Raw genomic sequence first — 17017 nt, forward strand, 5'->3', positions numbered from 1 at the left:
CAGCGTCATTGACTCTCAGTGGGAGATATTAAGCGATGTCGCGTATCTCTTTTGGGCATGTGTGAGCCCCATCATATCTCAGAAGGTAAGGTTTTCCATACCATACTTATTTGTAAGTATGTATTATCGAAAGTTTATGACGTGATTGTCCGGATGGTTAAGTCTGGAGCGTCGATAGCTGTGATACTGTCGATGGGATTAGCGTATCGCGGATATTTAATTTGTATGAATTTGCTGTTTTTTAGTGATAAATCCGAATGACGTTAGAAACGTTATTCGGATTTTTTTTGGTTTGTTTTCTGGGGTTGAATGGCGAGTGAATCGCGTCACCAATTTATGGTTTAAGTGGAATTTTAAATTCGTTGGTGAAATCATTGGGGTGAGAAGAGATTTCAGGGGTTTGCATTGTGACAGATCTTTGAAAAGCCTCTTTGAGGAAGATGGCCATTTGAACACACTCTTTAGATAAGTTATTTAAATTTAATATCCATTTCGCACTTATATTGACGAAAGATCATCTTACGTGAATCTGCATCGACGTGCGATATGGTGGGTGCATACTCTAGATTCCCGTGAGTGATGAGATGGCAGATAAAAGAGAAAACTCAGACAACCTTTTTGGCAGATCTGACCTTTTAGCCCTAGCAGTTGAGTTAGAGCTTGTCGGGCGTACGCAATCAGCCTTTATGATTGGGGGTACTCGAGCGAAGAATGCAGGTTCGGCAATTCGAGAACTGCTGCAGACTTTAGAGGGGTATGAGGATAAGCGCCCATCATATGTGTCATCGTCTTCCGAACTTAATGTGCAGCTGAAGAGAATAGAGCATTTGCTTTTGCAGCAAGAACAGCGCCTTCTGAAAATAGAAACGTATCTTGTCGACCATGGCCTTCCCTTAGCGGCGACAGAACGGCCTTAACTCACGTGCCGTACTAACAACTGGCGCGCATAATACGGTGCAGGATCATCTCCTCTGTATATGGCTTTGCCATGATCTCATGAGATCCAATGAATTTTATCGCCTCACGCGTATAGGCTGACAGGAACACAAATGGAATTCCTCGCTCAGAAAGGATAGCGGCGACTTTCTCAGAGGTTTGTCCCTGGCTGAGATTAATATCGAGAAGAGCAAAGTCGATCGCTTCAGTTTGTGCGAGCTGTTCACCGATCTTGGCGGAGTGCCCAGGTCCGACGACTGAATGGCCTGCACTTTCAACGATATCTACAAGGTCCATCGCTATAATCGCTTCATCTTCCACTATCAGTATCTTCACAAAATATCACCACTCAGGCATTCAATGCGTTTTTCGAACTCCGTAGTTGCATTAAAAGTTCTGTGACGTTGGAGCTTTTTCAGCCTGCGCCTTTTGGGTATGTCTGGCGGGGTGATCGAAGTGAGGTCAAGCAAGGCCGATCGTGGCCCCCAATTCATGTCATAAACCTCTCTAGGACTGGCTTGCTCATGCGACGCTAGGAGGGTAATCCCCCCTTTTTTACGGGGACTTGGACATAGAATTTGCGCGGCCATTTTCAGTTTATCATGCGTTTAAATCGCGTTCCGCGCGCAGAATATCATGTGCCGTCATTTGGACCGATGCGGCCAATGTCATCTACGGATTTTTGCAAAGAAATGCGGTCTAGACTCTCGATTGGCAACGCTACGAAGCTCTCGATCCGCGCTTTGAGCGCGCCGTATGCTCGCTGAAAAGCCAGCGCCTTTTCGGCATTGGTCCCTTCCACTTTTACTGGGTCTGGCATTCCCCAATGACCGCTGACAGGCTGTCCTTCCCAGGCAGGACATTCTTCATTGGCGGCTTGGTCGCAGACTGTGAACACAAAGTCGAAGTGGGGTGCGTCGATGTGAGAAAACTCAGAGAGGTCCTTGGAGCGTAGAGCTGAAATATCGTGCCCTTTATCCATAAGGACCTGCAGCGCAAATGGGTTGAGCTGTGATCCAGGTCGGGTGCCCGCCGAATATGCGTTGAACCGATCGTTCGCGATTGCGCGCAGGAGCGACTCTGCAAAGATGGATCGTGCTGAATTCCCCACGCAGATAAACAGGACGTTGTATTTACGGTCGGACATCGGATCAGCTCCTGTGCTGAATGGCATGCAGATGTTGGGACGGCCGCGGCAGCAATCTTTGAATAGGTATCCGAACAGGTGTTGCACCGTGGTCATGTTGATCGAGTAGAGAAGAGATGTGCCTACCCGCTGTTTTTCCACTAACTGATCGCGTGCTAGCGCAGACAGATACGTTGACATAGTGCTTGCCTTGATCCCAAGCGCGGAGGCAATTTCGCCTGCGGGCACGCGGTCTGGATAGCGACGCATCAGCAATCGAAAGATTGCCAAGCGAAGTGGGTGGCCAAGGGTGGACAGCTGGTCGGAAAACTCTATTTTCATATTTCATGAATTATAGAAATAATATGGGCGTGCCAAGTGAAGTTTCTATGACATGAAGCATCTTACCCGATAGGCATACCTGTGGTGCTGCGGGGCGTTGAGCAGCCATATGATAGTTTGACCTCATAGCATCATAGCTCTAAACTTTAATTGTGAATGTGTCGTGCAATCCCTTTACCAAATCCCAAAGTGCGACTGAGCCAGCGTCTCGACGCTGGCTTTTTTTATAAAAAAAGCCCCCCGATGTTGGGGGGCGCACTCGCAATTGCGGTTGAGGAAGCGCGAATTTTTGCGCGATTTTCAGATTAGAATAGATCGATAAATGCGCAAGAATTATTTTAATATGTAAGAATTGATTTCAAAAACTGGGGCGCTTTTTGCGGTAATTTTGCAATATATATTTTGCATTTATAGCATAAAATCGGCGTAATATTGTCTTGAAAAATATATTCAATAATAAATTATTATGTCGAATTTTTTTGACACTTTTTTATGCAAAACTTTCATTTTTATTTTTGCAAAATTGATTGCTAACGGGGTATTTTAAGGGTGTTTTATGAACTAAAAAAGTTCAAAAGGTATGGTTTTCCTTACCCCTCGGGTCTCGTTAGTTTGTGTTATTAGAAAGCGTCTCTTAAATTGTGGCTGTCCAGAATTATGAGTGGTTATGGGTGGCGGTCACGTGAGGGATCGCAGCATATCCGCACAGGGCTTTATATGCCGCGTACTTATTTTTAAAATGATCTTTCAGAATGAACACCGACTGTAGCGCGAGCTTCAGTCGGTTTTTATTTTTTTCAGCTTTTTAAACCTCAGGGGCTGAGGTGAAGCGTCTAGGGATCTCGAAAAGAGTCCGCTTCTTTTTTGATCTTTGATATTTTCCAGTGGCTCCAGATTTCAGAGATTACCCCTGCTAGAACCACAAGCACAAACAACGCTCCTGCCCATGGCAGGAAATCCGAAAGTGAAGACATGCCCTGGAAACCCTCTTCATAGAAATCCTAGGGCATCTTGCAGGGTGACACGTGGAGTTTTTAGGGGATTTATATGGTGGTTTGTGTGAAAAATATCGTAAAAACAAAACATTACCGTGCAACCTAAAACTATCTATTATCGATGCGTTTCCAACCGCTGAAGGCATCATGCGCTTGTAGCGGGCGAGATGGAGCATAGGCTAACCTGCTGCGCTTCATCGGGGAAGACAAATAAGGCCCGTTGATATGGGCAGCTGTCATGATCCATGTGGTAGGCCTAACTCCACATCCTTGCGGCAGGGATTGCCAACTTGTTTTTACCTGTTTGAGAGAGGCGAGACCTCTGCCTGTCAGGCGGTCATTTCGGCAGCATAACCTCTCCAGAGGTCGAAAGCATCGGACCTTGCGTGGCGGTATGAGACGGCGGAGAGTTGATAGCGTCGTGGGCGAAAAACGATGTTGATCTGATCATGGGCAGCCAGAAATCTTTGTGCCTGCCGGGGAGATTTAAACCGCCCCATCAACTTCTCGCGTTTCCGTGTTGGTCTGTGTGATGCTTCGATCCGGTTGTTCAAGCCCTTGTGTGCGCGATGATCTGCGCCCGGTGCGAGGTCCCGGATCGGCCTGAAATAACTGCGCAACTTGTCCGTGATGATGACACGGGGTTCACCGAACCGGTCGATCAGCCTTGCCAGAAAACGTCTTGCAGCATTGGCGTTGCGCTGTGGCTGAACGAGAATATCAAGGACGTCGCCGTTCGCGTCGACCGCCCGCCAGAGCCAGTATTTTCTGCCGTTGATTGGGATGACGACCTCATCCAAGTGCCATTTGTCGCCCGCGGCCGGTCTGTCGCGCCTGATGCAATCGGCAAAGTGACGGCCAAAGCGGTTCACCCATTTTCGGATCGTTTCCCGGCTGACCATCACACCCCGATCGGCGAGAAGATCCTCGACATCCGCCGTGCTGAGCGCGAAGCGATGATAGACCCAGACGGCATATGCAACGATTTCACGAGGGAAACGGTAGCCTTTCAGGCGCGGCATGGAGGATGGTGTATTCATACCCAACGCCTAACCAATCACCGCTCCGCAAACAATTTGGCAATCCCTTTGTCATCGCAAAGCGGATGCGTTGACCGCGAGAAGCAGTTGCCGGCGCCTCAGCCGCGTCGCGTACGGCTCAGGCGGCAAGCGTCCGGGCCTCCGCGAATGAAAGAAATCTCCAGTGCTTCTCGTCTCATAGGTGCAGCCTTGCGCAGCGGAAGCTCTGCCAAAGTGTTATGCGCGTCGTGTCCCGCCGCCATCAGGCTCCGTATTCAGTGATGGCCAATCATTTGGCCCTCTGCCTATTTCTTCTTGTGCTCGCCTAGATTGGTCAAGGTTTTGCCCTTCGTGAAGTCGGCTGTTGCAACGACCTTTTCCTTCACCTTCTTAGGCTTCTTCGCTTCACGGTTGCCACGTCGTTTGTCACCTTTGGTCATTTGAGTTTCTCCTAGTTCTGGATTTGCTTAACGAATTGATCCGTGTTCAAGTCCTTCAAGAATTTGGTTTCGCGTCCTGAGGCTCGTGACCAAGGGACGCAGATCTTCACATCATTCCGCCCATTCCACCCATATCGGACATTTCGTTACCGGCGCCGCCCTCCTTGGGTGTTTGCGCGACCATCGCCTCGGTCGTGATCAATAGCCCGGCAATGGACGCGGCGTTTTCGAGTGCGATCCGAACGACTTTCGTCGGGTCGATAACGCCGGCCTTCAGCATGTCGACGTACTCCTCGGCTTGCGCGTCGAAACCGAAGCTCCGGCTGTCGTTCTCGATGACCTTGCCAACAACGACCGATCCGTCGACCCCGGCATTTTCGGCAATCTGGCGCAGCGGTGCCTGGATCGCGCGCCGGACGATCTTGATGCCGGCATCCTGATCGCCGTTCTCGCCCTTCAGCGATGCCAGAACCTTGCCGGCATGAATCAGGGCCACGCCGCCGCCGGGCACGACACCTTCCTGGCCTGCTGCACGGGTGGCATTGAGCGCATCGTCGATGCGGTCCTTGCGCTCCTTCACCTCGATCTCGGTTGCCCCGCCGACCCGGATAACGGCGATGCCGCCGGCAAGCTTGGCCAGCCGTTCCTGCAGCTTCTCCTTGTCGTAGTCCGAGGTGGTGTCCTCGATCTGCGCCCGGATCTGCGTCACGCGCGCCGCGATCGCGCCTTTGTCGCCGGCACGGTCAATGTTGGTCGTGTCATCCTTGGTGATCGTGACTTTTCTGGCGGACCCGAGCATGTCCATGGTGACATTCTCCAGCTTGGTGCCCATTTCCACGGAAATCACCTGACCGCCCGTCAGCAGGGCGATGTCTTCCATCATCGCCTTGCGGCGATCCCCGAAGCCCGGTGCCCTGACGGCCGCCACCTTCAATCCGCCGCGCAGCTTGTTGACGACCAGCGTCGCCAGCGCCTCGCCCTCGATATCCTCTGCCACGATCAGAAGTTGCTTCTCGGCCTGAATCACAGCCTCCAGCAACGGTACCATGGATATGAGAGCGGTCAGCTTCTTTTCGTGAAGCAGGACGACGCAGTCATCCAGCTCGACGACCATTTTCTGAGCGTTCGTGACGAAATAAGGGCTCAGATAGCCGCGGTCGAACTGCATGCCTTCGACCACTTCGGTCTCGGTCTCCAACCCTTTGTTTTCCTCGACGGTGATCACGCCTTCCTTGCCGACCTTCGCCATCGCGTCGGCGATCTGCCGGCCGATCTCGACTTCTCCATTGGCCGAAATGGCGCCGACCTTGGCAATCTCGTCACTGTCGCCCACAGGTCGGGACATGGTCTTGATCTCGGCCACGACTGCAGCGACGGCTTTGTCGATCCCGCGCTTGAGATCCATCGGGTTCATGCCGGCCGCAACCGACTTCATGCCTTCCCGGACAATCGCATGGGCGAGTACGGTTGCCGTGGTGGTTCCGTCGCCGGCCTCGTCGTTCGTGCGCTGCGCGACCTCCTTGACCATCTGGGCGCCCATATTCTCAAAATGGTCCGACAGCTCGATCTCCTTGGCGACGGTCACACCGTCCTTGGTGATGCGCGGCGCACCCCAGGATTTATTGAGAATGACGTTCCGGCCCTTTGGTCCAAGGGTGATCTTGACGGCATTTGCCAGCGTGTTGATGCCTTTCAGCATACGGTCGCGGGCGTCGGTACTGAAGCGAACTTCCTTGGCGGACATGGTGTGGGTTCCTGAGACTGAGGTTGCAGTGAAAGATTTCGGGCTCAGGCGATCACGCCGAGAATGTCGCTCTCCTTCATGATCAGAAGGTCTTCGCCATCGAGTTTGATCTCTGAGCCGGACCATTTTCCAAACAGGATCCGGTCGCCGGCTTTGACATCCATCGGGATGCGCTCGCCGTCCTCGCGCCTTCCCCCGGCACCGACGCAGACAACTTCGCCTTCTTGAGGCTTCTCCTTGGCAGTATCGGGAATGATGAGGCCGCCCTTGGTCGTCTCGTCGCCTTCAATGCGGCGAACGAGCACCCGGTCGTGGAGGGGAGTGAATGACATCGACGTGCTCCTTGTCGAGGATTGTCGGGCGTAAGTACCTTGTTCGAATGCCCGGCTTGGGTGCGCGCAAGGCGGCGACAACCTGGTGGGGCTATTCTTCGAGATTGCGGATCAAGACCGCCGCGGTATTGCATCACGAGCGTCGAACCGAGTTTCCGCCAGCGATGATCGCGTTGATCAATTCGGCGACGGCCCGGTGGCTTTCTATTTCGAGTTCGGTGCCAACGGCATTCTCATGGGTCGCCGCGGCGTCGCGAAGAACCTCCACAATCTCGTGCTCCGGCAGCAATCCGAGATTGTTCATGGCAAGCAGGAGCGCTTCGCAGATTGACAGGGCGGCCTGACCTGCATGTTCGCTCGCGGTGGACATCCGGGTTTCCTTCCTTGATATCGTGAACCCTCGGGAAGGTGAGGTTCAAATACATCCGTACTTCTCGCAGGAAGTGCTCTATGCTGGACTGATCCAGAGCAGTGTCCGAGTCGATTTCCGCTCTTGGGTCGCGACACGCCAGGAGCCTCCATGGCATCAGCCGAACACAGCCCTTTGACCCGCAAGCTCTCGGCCTTCGTCGCTCTGTCTGAGGTCGAACTGGCCGTGCTTGAGCGACTGCACCAGCGTCGCCGCTCCTTCGTCGCGGGACGTGATTTGGTGCATCAGGGCCAATCGGCTCAGGCCGCGTACATTCTGTCGTCGGGTTGGGTCTGCTCCTACAAGCTGCAGGCCGACGGAACCCGGCAGATCGTGGATTTCCAGGTGCCAGGGGATTTTCTGGGATTGCGCAGCGTCCTGTTGCGCACTTCAGACCACAGCTTCGAACCCATCGTCGACATCGAGGCAGCCGAAGTGCTGGCGAGCGACCTTCTCGATGCCTTCGCACGGACGCCGCGCCTCGCGACCGCCATCCTCTGGGCGGCGTCGCGTGACGAGGCGATGGTCGTTGAACATCTCGTCGGGATCGGCCGGCGTGATGCGGAGGCCCGCATGGCGCATTTCCTGCTGGAGCTGGGATCGAGTCTTGCGCTGGTCGGAATAGGCAGCAAGGAAGGATTCGACTGCCCTCTGACGCAGTACCACCTCGCCGATACGCTGGGGTTGAGTGCGGTCCATGTGAACCGCGTTTTGCGCCGGCTTCGCGAGAATGGACTGGTGACCTTCCGGGACGGCCATGTCACGTTTCACGACTATGGCGGGCTGGTGGACCTTGCCGAGTTCGACCCGGCATATCTGGACCAGACCGGGCCGCTCCTGAAATAAGAGGGCCGCCCTCCGTTGCTCGGCAGGCGACCCCAGCTATAACCTCAGACGATGGCGTTCACGCGAGGGCGTGGGTCGCCGCATCGAGTTCCTTGTTGGCCTCGGCGTCATTCTTCGCCGTATGCGCCTTCTCGGCTGCCTGGAAGTGCTTCAGCGCCGCATCCTTCTTCGGGCCAGAGGGCGCTTTGTCCCAGGCGGCTTTCACGGTTTTCATCTTCTCGGCAGTCTTGTTCTGTTCGGGAGTCATTGGAATTGTCCTTTCCTGGACGTTCCGAGAATAAGAAGCGCGCCGACATGCCGACCCTTTGGGGATCGGCACGCCCACACGCTTCTCGGGTACTCGGAAAAAGATGCGCCACCAAATATTCGGCGGGCACGGCTTACCTAGCCAATGTCAGCCCTCGCCGCACTGACGCAGGTTAGTCCCGGCGTCTGTGGCGGGTCGATTGCCTTGTCGGCTTTCAAGTCACCGCCGTTTGCTGATGGGAAATCCTTAGCCATTTGTCGTCATCGCCAAGGTACGTTGAAGCGCAGAGCGCTTTGTAGATCGGCACGTCGGTTTTTTCAGCCGAGACCCGATAAGTGAGGATCGCGATATCGCCGCATCGCGTCACGCGCCGTTCGGCCATGACGACGGAACGCCAGCCGGTTCTCTGCCGAAGTTGGGTCCAGATTTGGTCACCCTGGAGGATGCCGGGCGGATAGGGGAAAATCATCACCGCGTTGGTCGCTGTCGTCGCCTGCGCACTATCGGTGCCGCTGGTCCAGAACTGTTCCTCCATGTCCCAGAGTATGCCCTGTTCGTGTGGAGAAAGCCTACCGGACTTGTGTGCCGCATGGGCCAGTCTCCTCGCGGTCGCGGTTGATACGGTCATTCGCCTGACCCCGACCCGTCAACCATGAACATCTGAAATAGAAGGAAGACAATCGCGAGCACCGCCCAGATCGCTCCGCTTGTCCCCGGACGGTCGCCAGTCACCGTCGAGGCAGCTCGCTTCAGGCTACCTGACGTCTGGCCTTCGGGAAGCAACTGACTCAGGTCTCGTGCGACCTTGCCGTGATCGCTGGCGAGCGCGGGTACGTCCCGAAAACAAGTAAGCAGCGTTCCCAAGCGTGCGCGCGCATCGTCGCGCCCCAGTTTGACCAGTTCAGCGGTTTCTTTCCATGGATCGAGGCCAAGCCGCGCGAGCGTGGAGAGCACAGTCACGGCAAAGCCGTTCCGGTCCTCGCCAACAGACGCATAGAGAAATCGCTCGAACTCGGGTGGGTGCGGGTTGAGTACATTGGAGCCGGTCATAGCCATTCCTTTCAAGGGTTGCAGGAATGCAGATCACTCCTGTTTCCCACAGACTACGCGCTGGTCGGTCCCCGCGCCCTTACACAGGTCAGTGCGGGCGACGGCCCTCAGGGAGGTCGCAACCGGTTCGGTGCCCGGGACTAACATGCGTCAGCGCCAGCCGAACGATCCCGAAGTACAAGACACTAATCGTTCGACTGGTCCGTCCCGCACTTCAAGGGGCCGTCAACAGTGATGAGCGACGGATCTGCCAACATCGAGGAGACCAGAGATGAACATGCGGTCGACCAGATCGACGGTGACGTTTTCCAATGCCTTCACCTTGCCGGGATACCCAGACGGTTTGCCCGCGGGCGACTATGAGGTTCTCGTCGAAGAAGAGCTTCTCCAGGGGCTGAGCTTCGAGGCCTACAGACGAACGGCGACCTACCTGACGGTGCGCGGAAGGAGCGGTCATGCTGGACATACAGAGTTACGGGCGATTTCTGAAAGCGACCTGAAAGAGGCGCTAGGCCGGGATGCGGCCATGACCGAAACGAACAATTACAGCGAGGCGGCGCTTTCTCCGCAGGAGGACTTGAAATGAATACTCCCGAATGGCTCAAACCCGGCATCTATGGTGCTGTGATCGGTGCTGTCTTTGTCGGCGTCGTCGGATTTTCATGGGGTGGCTGGGTGACCGGCGGCACCTCGAATGACCGCGCGGTGGCGATGTCTCGTAACGATGTCGTCGCCTCAATGGTACCGGTCTGCCTCGCCATGGCGCGGTCAGACCCCGCTCGGGCGGACAAGCTTGCAACGATCCGGGCAGCCTCGACCTACCAGAAGCGCGACGCTCTCATGACAGCCGGCTGGGCGACGATGCCAGGAACCGATGCCCCAGACCGAGACATTGCGCAAGCCTGCCTGAAGGAACTGGACCTCTGAGGTCATGCTGTTCAGAGCCGACGATGTGATGGCGCAAAACGGGTCGCACCGTCAAACGCGCGAGCCACGCGTCGCCCCGAGTGCCAAAACCGAGATAGGAGCTTGCGATGCCTTCTGATGGCAATGGACCGGAAGATCGCGGACCTTGGAAAAACAAGCAGACCCGCGTTCCCCCTGAGGTTGACGCAATTCTCAGGCGGGGCCGGGATCGGCTGCACGGCATCCTGCCGGGCGGTCTGCCACCGGTGAAGCGTCTTGCAATCGGGGCCGCCATTGCGCTTGCGGCGCTTGGGGCGGGGTCCTCATATTACACGGTGCCGAGCGACTCCGTTGCGATTGTCCAACGGTTCGGGAAGTACGCGGCCGAGGTCCCTCCGGGGCTGCACTTCAAGATCCCGTTCGGGATCGACGTGACCACGTTGGTCCCGGTCAAGCGCCAGCTGAAACAAGAGTTCGGGTTCACGACTCCGGGTGCCTCCGATCCCTATCAGAGCCCGGCGGACGGTCGCCGCGAGACCGAGATGGTGACTGGCGATCTAAACGCCGCGCTCGTGGAGTGGGTGGTGCAGTACCGGATTTCCGAACCTCGGAAATTTCTGTTCGAGGTGCGTGAGCCGAGCGCGACTCTGCGTTACGTCTCGGAGTCCGTCATGCGCGAAGTCGTGGGAGACCGCACAGTCGACGAGGTGATCACCGTCGGGCGCCAGGAAATCGAAAGCGAAGCCCTGCTGAAGATGCAGGCGCTCGCGACCAAATACGCGATGGGCATCAGCATCGATCAGGTACAGCTGAAGAACATCAATCCGCCCCAGCCGGTTCAAGCCTCGTTCAACGAGGTCAACCAGGCACAACAAGAGAAGGAGCGGATCATCAACGAGGCCCGCCGTGAATACAACCGCGTCATACCTTTAGCCGAAGGCGAAAAGGACCAACGGATCCGCGAAGCCGATGGTTATCGCTTGAGGAGGATCAATGAAGCCGAGGGCGATGCGGCACGCTTCACGGCGCTCCTGACGGAATACCGTCTGGCGCCCGAAGTTACCCGGCGCCGGATCTACATCGAAACCCTTCAGGATGTTCTGCCGGGAATTGGTTCCAAGATCATTGTCGACGGGTCCACGGCAAGCATCCTCCCGCTTTTGAACCTTGATCGACAGACAGGAGAGCAACGATGAAGACCCTTTCGCTCATTGCCTCGGGAATCGCGGTTGCCGGGGTCGTCGCAGCGTCATCCGCCGTCTACACGGTCGGCGAGGTCGAACAGGCCATCATCACCCAGTTCGGCAAGCCGGTCGGCGCGCCGATCACCGAGGCGGGTCTCAAGTTGAAACTCCCCTTTGTTCAGGAGGTTAACCGGATCGACAGCCGGGTTCTGGAGTGGGACGGCTCGCCATCGGACATGCCCACCAAAGACAAGCTCTATATCTCGGTCGATCTCTTCGCGCGCTGGAAGATCACCGATCCTCTGCAGTACTTTCTGCGCCTGCGCGACGAACGCAGCGCCCAGTCGCGCCTCGATGATATCCTCGGCAGCGAGACGCGGAACGCGGTCGCCAAGCACGAACTTATCGAGATCGTGCGTACGACCAGGGGCCGGACACCCCTTCGGGACACGCTTCTGACTGATCAGGAGCTTGCGCAGGACATTGGCGCACTGGTTCCCATCACGAAGGGGCGGGCGCTGGTCGAGCAGCAGATCTTCGAGGCGGCGGCGGAAAAGGTGCGCGTTTTCGGGATCGAGCTTCTCGATATCCGCTTCAAACGCATAAACTACAATGAGAGCGTGCGACCCAAGATCTATGACCGCATGATCTCGGAGCGCCGGCAGATCGCCGAACGCTTCCTGTCTGAAGGCAACGGTGAAGCGGCCCGTATTCAAGGCAATAGGGTGCGGGATCTGAACAAGATCCAGTCCGAAGCCTATCGCGCCGTCGAGGAAATCCGCGGTGCCGCCGATGCCGCAGCAGCAGCAATCTATGCGGGTGCTTACAATCTCGATGCCGTTTCGGTCGACTTCTACGATTTCACCCGAACCATGCAGGCCTACGGCGACATGATCTCGGACGACACGACGCTTGTCCTGACGACGGACAGCGATCTGTTCCAGTTCCTGCGCGGCATGCAGGGCGAGGCAGACCCACTCCGCGATCCGGGTAGCGACCCGGGTGACGGTGGCGTGGCGTCAATCGGCAGGCCCCGACCAGCGCAAGACCCCGCGACGCCAATCTTGACACAGACGGAGGTCGAAGCAGGCCGCTAGGTTCATGGTGGAAGGTTTCAAGCATAAATAGAGGGTATCAAGCGGGAAGCACGTCAATGACACCTGGACCACCGAGGTCGGTTTCTTTCCGCTTCTGAGCAAGACACACCCACTAAATTTCCGTGCCCCTAACCTGCGTCAGCGCACGATTTGCGCTTGGCTGGTAGGTGGATGGCAAGAGATGGATCGCGATGAGGCGAGGGCCTGCCTGCCCCCACTCGAGGACACGACATCCAACGTCGCACCGCGCAGCGAGGAGGACAATACGCTATGACATCAGTCAAACATCTAACCAGGACAGCCGCAGAGACCACCGATCTCGAACGGCGTGTGCTCGCCCATGAAAAGGTGCTTCAAGCCCTGATCGCCTTCATGGCCCGCACCGAGCCGCGATTTATTGATCATCTGAGAGAACGGTTCGTCGAGCCGATGCGCATGGCGCGGCATGAACATGACTACCGCGAAGCCGATGATTATGCGGAAGAATTCATTCGCGCCGTGATGCTCCTCGGAGAGGAGCGCGCGCCCATCGCAAAGGAGTCGAAATTGACCGACAAGAAACCCGTGTCGGCGAAAGGCAGAGGAGAAAAGGGGGCTTCCATGAACTGGCCACCGCACCGCGGTGGAGTTCAGGTGCGCGAAAGGAACGGCATCTGGGAGGTGGAGGTCGATGGCAAGTTCCGCGGCGACTACCACCAGAAGGAACATACCCTTGCGGCTGCGGCTTTAATAAAGTCGTCCCAAAAATGACCAACCGCGCCCGCCTTACAGTTCCGCAAGACTTCCCGATTCAGGCGGCAGAAAACGAGGGCATGCCACCAAGACCCGATTTTGAGGATACGCAACCGCGCTTCACCCGCCCCGGGAGCCAAACTGGAACACACTGCCTGGGTTCTTTGAAGGAAAAAACGGCGACTGGCAAAGCTTGGCCTGCAAGGGAAAAGCCGATCAGACAGGACAAGAAGAAAAACAACAATTCGCTAGCACGACTGATCTCTAGGCTGGCTGTCGTGGCCGGTATCATTGCGTCTGTGGCCTTCCCAGTCTTTGCTCAAGACGGCACTGGACCGATGCCAGACAACGCAGAGGCGCGGAACTATGGTGGGGGCTGGGACTGCGATCTCGGTTTTCGGGTGGAGGGTGCCGAATGCATGGCTCTCGACATCCCCGACAACGCCTATGCTACAGGGCGGACATATGGTTCAGGCTGGGCGTGTCGCCGCGGGTACGAAGAAATTAGTGGTGCGTCCTGCGAGGCGATCCCCATCCCCGAGAATGCCTATTTGCGATCAACGGGACACGACTGGCAGTGCGATCGCGGATATCGGCAGGATCGTGAGACATGCGTGCCAATCGTCCTTCCGGAACATGGATACCTCACGGAAGACACGTCGGGGTCCGAGTGGGTATGCGACCGCGGTTTCACACCGTCGGCGAGCGCCTGCATTCCGATTGCAGTTCTCGAGAACGGCTACCTCACAAATTCGGACTATGGTGCCGAATGGGCCTGCGAAAGGGGCGTTTTCGAGATCGATGGCCGCTGTGATCCCGTGGCGCTTCCGGCAAACGCCTTTCTGGATCAAGAGTCCTACGGTCCGGGATGGCGGTGCGAACGGCGTTTCGAGGCGGTGGACAACGCCTGTGTGGCGATCGACCTGCCCGCAAATGCCCATCTCGATCGATCCGGAAACCGCTGGCGTTGCGACCGGAGCTTTCAACTTTCTGACGGGGCGTGCGTTCTTGGACGATAATGCCCCCAGATCGCGCCCGGCCGAGACGGCTGGCATGCGGTTGCGGATAGGCTGTCGCCTGCGTTACCAGCTGACCCAGCCGACGCCGCTCATTGCAATGCTGAATGTGCACTATTCGCGGTTCGGCGATCTGGAGCGTGCAGACTATCTCGTGACGCAACCGAGCGTGCCGCTGGAAAGCTATCGCGACGGGTTCGGCAATTGGTGCACGCGGATGGTGGCGCCGGCGGGGGACTTCACCCTGTCCACCGACGGGATCTTTCGCGACACCGGATTGCCCGATCCGTCAGCGACCGAGGCCGCGCAGCACGCCGTTCAGGACCTGCCCTTCGAAACCTTGGTCTACCTTCTCGGCAGTCGTTACTGCGACACCGATCTTCTTTCGGAAGAGGCATGGCGGCGCTTCGAGAATACCCCGCCTGGCTGGGCACGCGTTCAGGCGATCTGCGATTTCGTGCACAGGCATGTCCGCTTCGATTACATGCAGGCGAGCGCGACCAGAACCGCGTCCGAAACGCTGGCCGGTCGGCAGGGCGTCTGCCGGGATTTCTCCCATCTCGCCATCGCCTTCTGCCGCTGCATGAACATCCCGGCGCGTTACTGCACCGGCTATTTGAGCGAATTCGGTCAACCGGAGCCTCACGCCCCCGACGATTTCGCAGCCTGGATGGAGGTCTTTCTGGGTGGCCGCTGGTGGGTCTTCGATCCAAGAAACAACAGCCCGCGCATGGGAAGGATCCTGATCGCGCGCGGTCGGGACGCCGCCGATGTGCCTCTGACCCAGACATTCGGGCCGAATACGCTGACGCAATTCAACGTCTGGACAGATGAGTTGACCTGACCTTGGTTTCTTTTGCGACGGGACATCGTAAGTCCGTTCGCCAGTCCCCATATACATCATACCGACGCCAAGCGTTCCGGTCCGACATGGACGGGGAGTTGCCGTCGGTCAATCAAAGGATCGATGACATGTCTTTCAAGGACCTGACTGCCCGGGCTGCGGCTGCAATGAATCCGAAGCCTGAGGAGATAGCTAAGACTCCTGCCAAGGAGAACGAGTCCAAGCCTGCCGGCAAGGACATACCAGCGAAATCCAAGACGTCTTGAGGCGTACAAAGGCCACGCCCCCCAGTTCGGAACCGGGGCGCGGGCCACCCGCAGCACCAAGGGAAAGGATCACGCCAATGGAAGAACTGACGAGCAAGACCGTTGCGGTTTTTTCCCGCCCGTTCACCCTTCCAGGCTTTGACGAGACGCTCCCGGCGGGAGAGTACGAGATCGAAACGGAATTGGTTTCACCCCCGGATCAAAAGAATCCCGGAGCCTGGAAAGCCTCCGTCCTAGTGAAACTTCATTCCCGGGCATCGCATCCTGGACTTGCGAGGACGCTCACCGTTTCCCTTGCCGATCTGGACCAAGCACGCGCCAGGGACAAGCTGACGGGCAGGGAGTTGTCCGACTTCTTCCTTGAAGAAATGCTGGCTGATCCGATGGTGCAGCTCGTGATGAAGGCCGACGGGGTCTCCGAGGCGCACCTGCGACATCTCTATTCCCGGTCTGGGACGTCCGATCCGACCCTGGCTGCGCCGCCTTCGAAGACGCCCGCCCGAGGAGCGCGGGACGAAGAGTCGATCCGGACCGCCGAAAACGAAGGCATGCCTACGCGACCGGACTCGCCGCCGCCCTTGCGCACCCGTCTGGCTGAGGGGAAAACGTGATGGCGGACGAGGCCATCGCCGAGGGTGACGTACCGGACATCGCGACCCCAAGGGCCGTGGGGGAGTTGTCACGTTAATAGGGTAGCGATGTAACCGACCGGTTGCTACCGCGGTGATTGTGCCTTGATGCGGGCGACTAGTTCTGCGTCATGGACGAAGTCGTCGAGGAAGTCGTGCCAGGTTTCGGGTGTGCTCCGCGCGTCTCTGAGCATGTCCTTTAGCTCATCGATGCCATCGTCGGTCAAGGCGGTGATGGTGTCATCTGGGCCAATATAGACGCTGATGATCGCGCCGTAGCTCAAATTGTCGTCGTTGCAGACGATAGCTTCGAGCAGCTCGGGATCTTCGCCAAGCCTTTGGGCAACGTAATCGAGGGTGCAGACATGGGTGATGGTAGCCATCAGGCGGCCTCGAGTTGCGTTTCGGCAAGCGGGGACCAGTTCCATGTATGGACGCTCGCCGTTTGCAAGGGTTTTCTAGACTTGATTTCGACAGGTTGGGTGCGGTCATGTATTCGGCCCTTATTCGCGACCGACGGCCGCTGGCCCTGATGAAATCCGCGGATCAACTCCCAATCATGGCAACGCGCATAAAAAGCAGCGCTTGGAACTAGGCGGGTCTGGTTGATCCCCGGCAAAACCGGTCTGCCATCACGTCACTTTCACCCTCTGCAACTCGTCGTTACGCTCTGCTCGGTGTCTCTTGTTGGTAGAGGCGATCCGAGACCATTACACTCCAAATAATCCTTGCAGTCTTGTTTGCCATTGCGACAGCTGCGACTGAGCCTCCCCCAGTGAACTGGTCCGCCCCTATAGTTAGGAAACGGAGGACCATCGATGGCCAACAAACGACCAAAGCCCGAAGAGATTGTCACG

Annotated in this window: 21 protein-coding genes; 10 read left to right on the forward strand and 11 right to left on the reverse strand. The window is 56.9% G+C overall.

Going from position 1 to position 17017, the window contains the following annotated elements; translation table 11 throughout:
* Positions 1–584 precede the first annotated feature (584 nt).
* Positions 585–917 (forward strand): hypothetical protein, encoded by a 333-nt coding sequence (locus CLV74_RS22650; RefSeq protein WP_146134997.1) that lies wholly within the window; start codon positions 585–587, stop codon positions 915–917.
* 13 nt (positions 918–930) lie between these two features.
* Here the strand turns inward: CLV74_RS22650 and CLV74_RS20515 are convergent, their stop codons facing one another.
* The 7 genes from CLV74_RS20515 to CLV74_RS20540 all read right to left on the reverse strand — a co-directional run bounded on the left by CLV74_RS20515 (position 931) and on the right by CLV74_RS20540 (position 7304).
* Positions 931–1257 carry a response regulator gene (locus tag CLV74_RS20515; RefSeq protein WP_106268442.1) on the reverse strand — a complete coding sequence of 109 codons (327 nt, stop codon included), beginning with the start codon at positions 1255–1257 and terminating at the stop codon, positions 931–933.
* Between the two features lie 313 nt (positions 1258–1570).
* The gene (locus tag CLV74_RS20520; protein ID WP_106268444.1) at positions 1571–2404 is read right to left on the reverse strand and encodes an arsenate reductase/protein-tyrosine-phosphatase family protein; all 834 of its coding nucleotides are present in this window, start codon (positions 2402–2404) and stop codon (positions 1571–1573) included.
* Positions 2405–3728: 1324 nt separating this feature from the next.
* On the reverse strand, positions 3729–4439 hold the full coding sequence (locus tag CLV74_RS20525; protein ID WP_106268446.1) for an IS6 family transposase: 711 nt from the start codon (positions 4437–4439) through the stop codon (positions 3729–3731).
* A 284-nt stretch (positions 4440–4723) separates the two neighbouring features.
* A complete protein-coding gene (locus CLV74_RS23415) occupies positions 4724–4858 on the reverse strand; it encodes a hypothetical protein (protein WP_264464704.1) in 135 nt (44 codons plus the stop codon).
* Between the two features lie 106 nt (positions 4859–4964).
* Entirely contained in the window at positions 4965–6602 is a 1638-nt protein-coding gene (groL, locus tag CLV74_RS20530) for a chaperonin GroEL (RefSeq protein WP_106268448.1), read from the reverse strand.
* A gap of 44 nt (positions 6603–6646) precedes the next feature.
* Positions 6647–6934 carry a co-chaperone GroES gene (locus CLV74_RS20535; RefSeq protein ID WP_089235636.1) on the reverse strand — a complete coding sequence of 96 codons (288 nt, stop codon included), beginning with the start codon at positions 6932–6934 and terminating at the stop codon, positions 6647–6649.
* A 133-nt stretch (positions 6935–7067) separates the two neighbouring features.
* Positions 7068–7304 carry a hypothetical protein gene (locus tag CLV74_RS20540; protein WP_106268450.1) on the reverse strand — a complete coding sequence of 79 codons (237 nt, stop codon included), beginning with the start codon at positions 7302–7304 and terminating at the stop codon, positions 7068–7070.
* Positions 7305–7454: 150 nt separating this feature from the next.
* Here CLV74_RS20540 and CLV74_RS20545 point away from each other — a divergent pair, with 150 nt between their 5' ends.
* Positions 7455–8189, forward strand: a complete 735-nt coding sequence (locus CLV74_RS20545; RefSeq protein WP_106268452.1) for a Crp/Fnr family transcriptional regulator — start codon at positions 7455–7457, stop codon at positions 8187–8189.
* A gap of 58 nt (positions 8190–8247) precedes the next feature.
* Here the strand turns inward: CLV74_RS20545 and CLV74_RS20550 are convergent, their stop codons facing one another.
* The 3 genes from CLV74_RS20550 to CLV74_RS20560 form a co-directional block, all read right to left on the reverse strand.
* Entirely contained in the window at positions 8248–8436 is a 189-nt protein-coding gene (locus CLV74_RS20550) for a hypothetical protein (protein WP_106268455.1), read from the reverse strand.
* A 214-nt stretch (positions 8437–8650) separates the two neighbouring features.
* Positions 8651–9064, reverse strand: a complete 414-nt coding sequence (locus tag CLV74_RS20555) for a hypothetical protein (protein ID WP_245888637.1) — start codon at positions 9062–9064, stop codon at positions 8651–8653.
* Positions 9061–9486, reverse strand: a complete 426-nt coding sequence (locus CLV74_RS20560) for a hypothetical protein (RefSeq protein WP_106268457.1) — start codon at positions 9484–9486, stop codon at positions 9061–9063. The genes CLV74_RS20555 and CLV74_RS20560 overlap by 4 nt, the downstream gene beginning before the upstream one ends.
* Before the next feature lie 271 nt (positions 9487–9757).
* Here CLV74_RS20560 and CLV74_RS20565 point away from each other — a divergent pair, with 271 nt between their 5' ends.
* The 8 genes from CLV74_RS20565 to CLV74_RS20595 all read left to right on the forward strand — a co-directional run bounded on the left by CLV74_RS20565 (position 9758) and on the right by CLV74_RS20595 (position 16142).
* Positions 9758–10072 carry a hypothetical protein gene (locus CLV74_RS20565; RefSeq protein ID WP_245888638.1) on the forward strand — a complete coding sequence of 105 codons (315 nt, stop codon included), beginning with the start codon at positions 9758–9760 and terminating at the stop codon, positions 10070–10072.
* Positions 10069–10413 (forward strand): hypothetical protein, encoded by a 345-nt coding sequence (locus tag CLV74_RS20570; protein ID WP_106268459.1) that lies wholly within the window; start codon positions 10069–10071, stop codon positions 10411–10413. The genes CLV74_RS20565 and CLV74_RS20570 overlap by 4 nt, the downstream gene beginning before the upstream one ends.
* Positions 10414–10520: 107 nt before the next feature.
* Positions 10521–11588, forward strand: a complete 1068-nt coding sequence (gene hflK / locus CLV74_RS20575; RefSeq protein WP_106268462.1) for an FtsH protease activity modulator HflK — start codon at positions 10521–10523, stop codon at positions 11586–11588.
* The gene (hflC, locus tag CLV74_RS20580) at positions 11585–12673 is read left to right on the forward strand and encodes a protease modulator HflC (RefSeq protein WP_106268464.1); all 1089 of its coding nucleotides are present in this window, start codon (positions 11585–11587) and stop codon (positions 12671–12673) included. Before hflK ends, hflC begins: the two co-directional genes overlap by 4 nt.
* A 270-nt stretch (positions 12674–12943) precedes the next feature.
* The gene (locus CLV74_RS20585; RefSeq protein ID WP_170108122.1) at positions 12944–13423 is read left to right on the forward strand and encodes a hypothetical protein; all 480 of its coding nucleotides are present in this window, start codon (positions 12944–12946) and stop codon (positions 13421–13423) included.
* Positions 13420–14424, forward strand: a complete 1005-nt coding sequence (locus tag CLV74_RS22655; protein ID WP_146134998.1) for a hypothetical protein — start codon at positions 13420–13422, stop codon at positions 14422–14424. Before CLV74_RS20585 ends, CLV74_RS22655 begins: the two co-directional genes overlap by 4 nt.
* A gap of 34 nt (positions 14425–14458) precedes the next feature.
* A complete protein-coding gene (locus tag CLV74_RS20590) occupies positions 14459–15265 on the forward strand; it encodes a transglutaminase-like domain-containing protein (RefSeq protein WP_057821670.1) in 807 nt (268 codons plus the stop codon).
* A 343-nt stretch (positions 15266–15608) separates the two neighbouring features.
* Positions 15609–16142 (forward strand): hypothetical protein, encoded by a 534-nt coding sequence (locus CLV74_RS20595; RefSeq protein WP_106268466.1) that lies wholly within the window; start codon positions 15609–15611, stop codon positions 16140–16142.
* 104 nt (positions 16143–16246) lie between these two features.
* Here CLV74_RS20595 and CLV74_RS20600 read toward each other — a convergent pair whose 3' ends face one another.
* Positions 16247–16543, reverse strand: coding sequence for a hypothetical protein (locus CLV74_RS20600; RefSeq protein ID WP_106268468.1), 297 nt, complete (start codon positions 16541–16543; stop codon positions 16247–16249).
* Positions 16544–17017: the final 474 nt, after the last annotated feature.

The organism is Donghicola tyrosinivorans (assembly GCF_003003355.1).
GTDB lineage: Bacteria > Pseudomonadota > Alphaproteobacteria > Rhodobacterales > Rhodobacteraceae > Donghicola > Donghicola tyrosinivorans.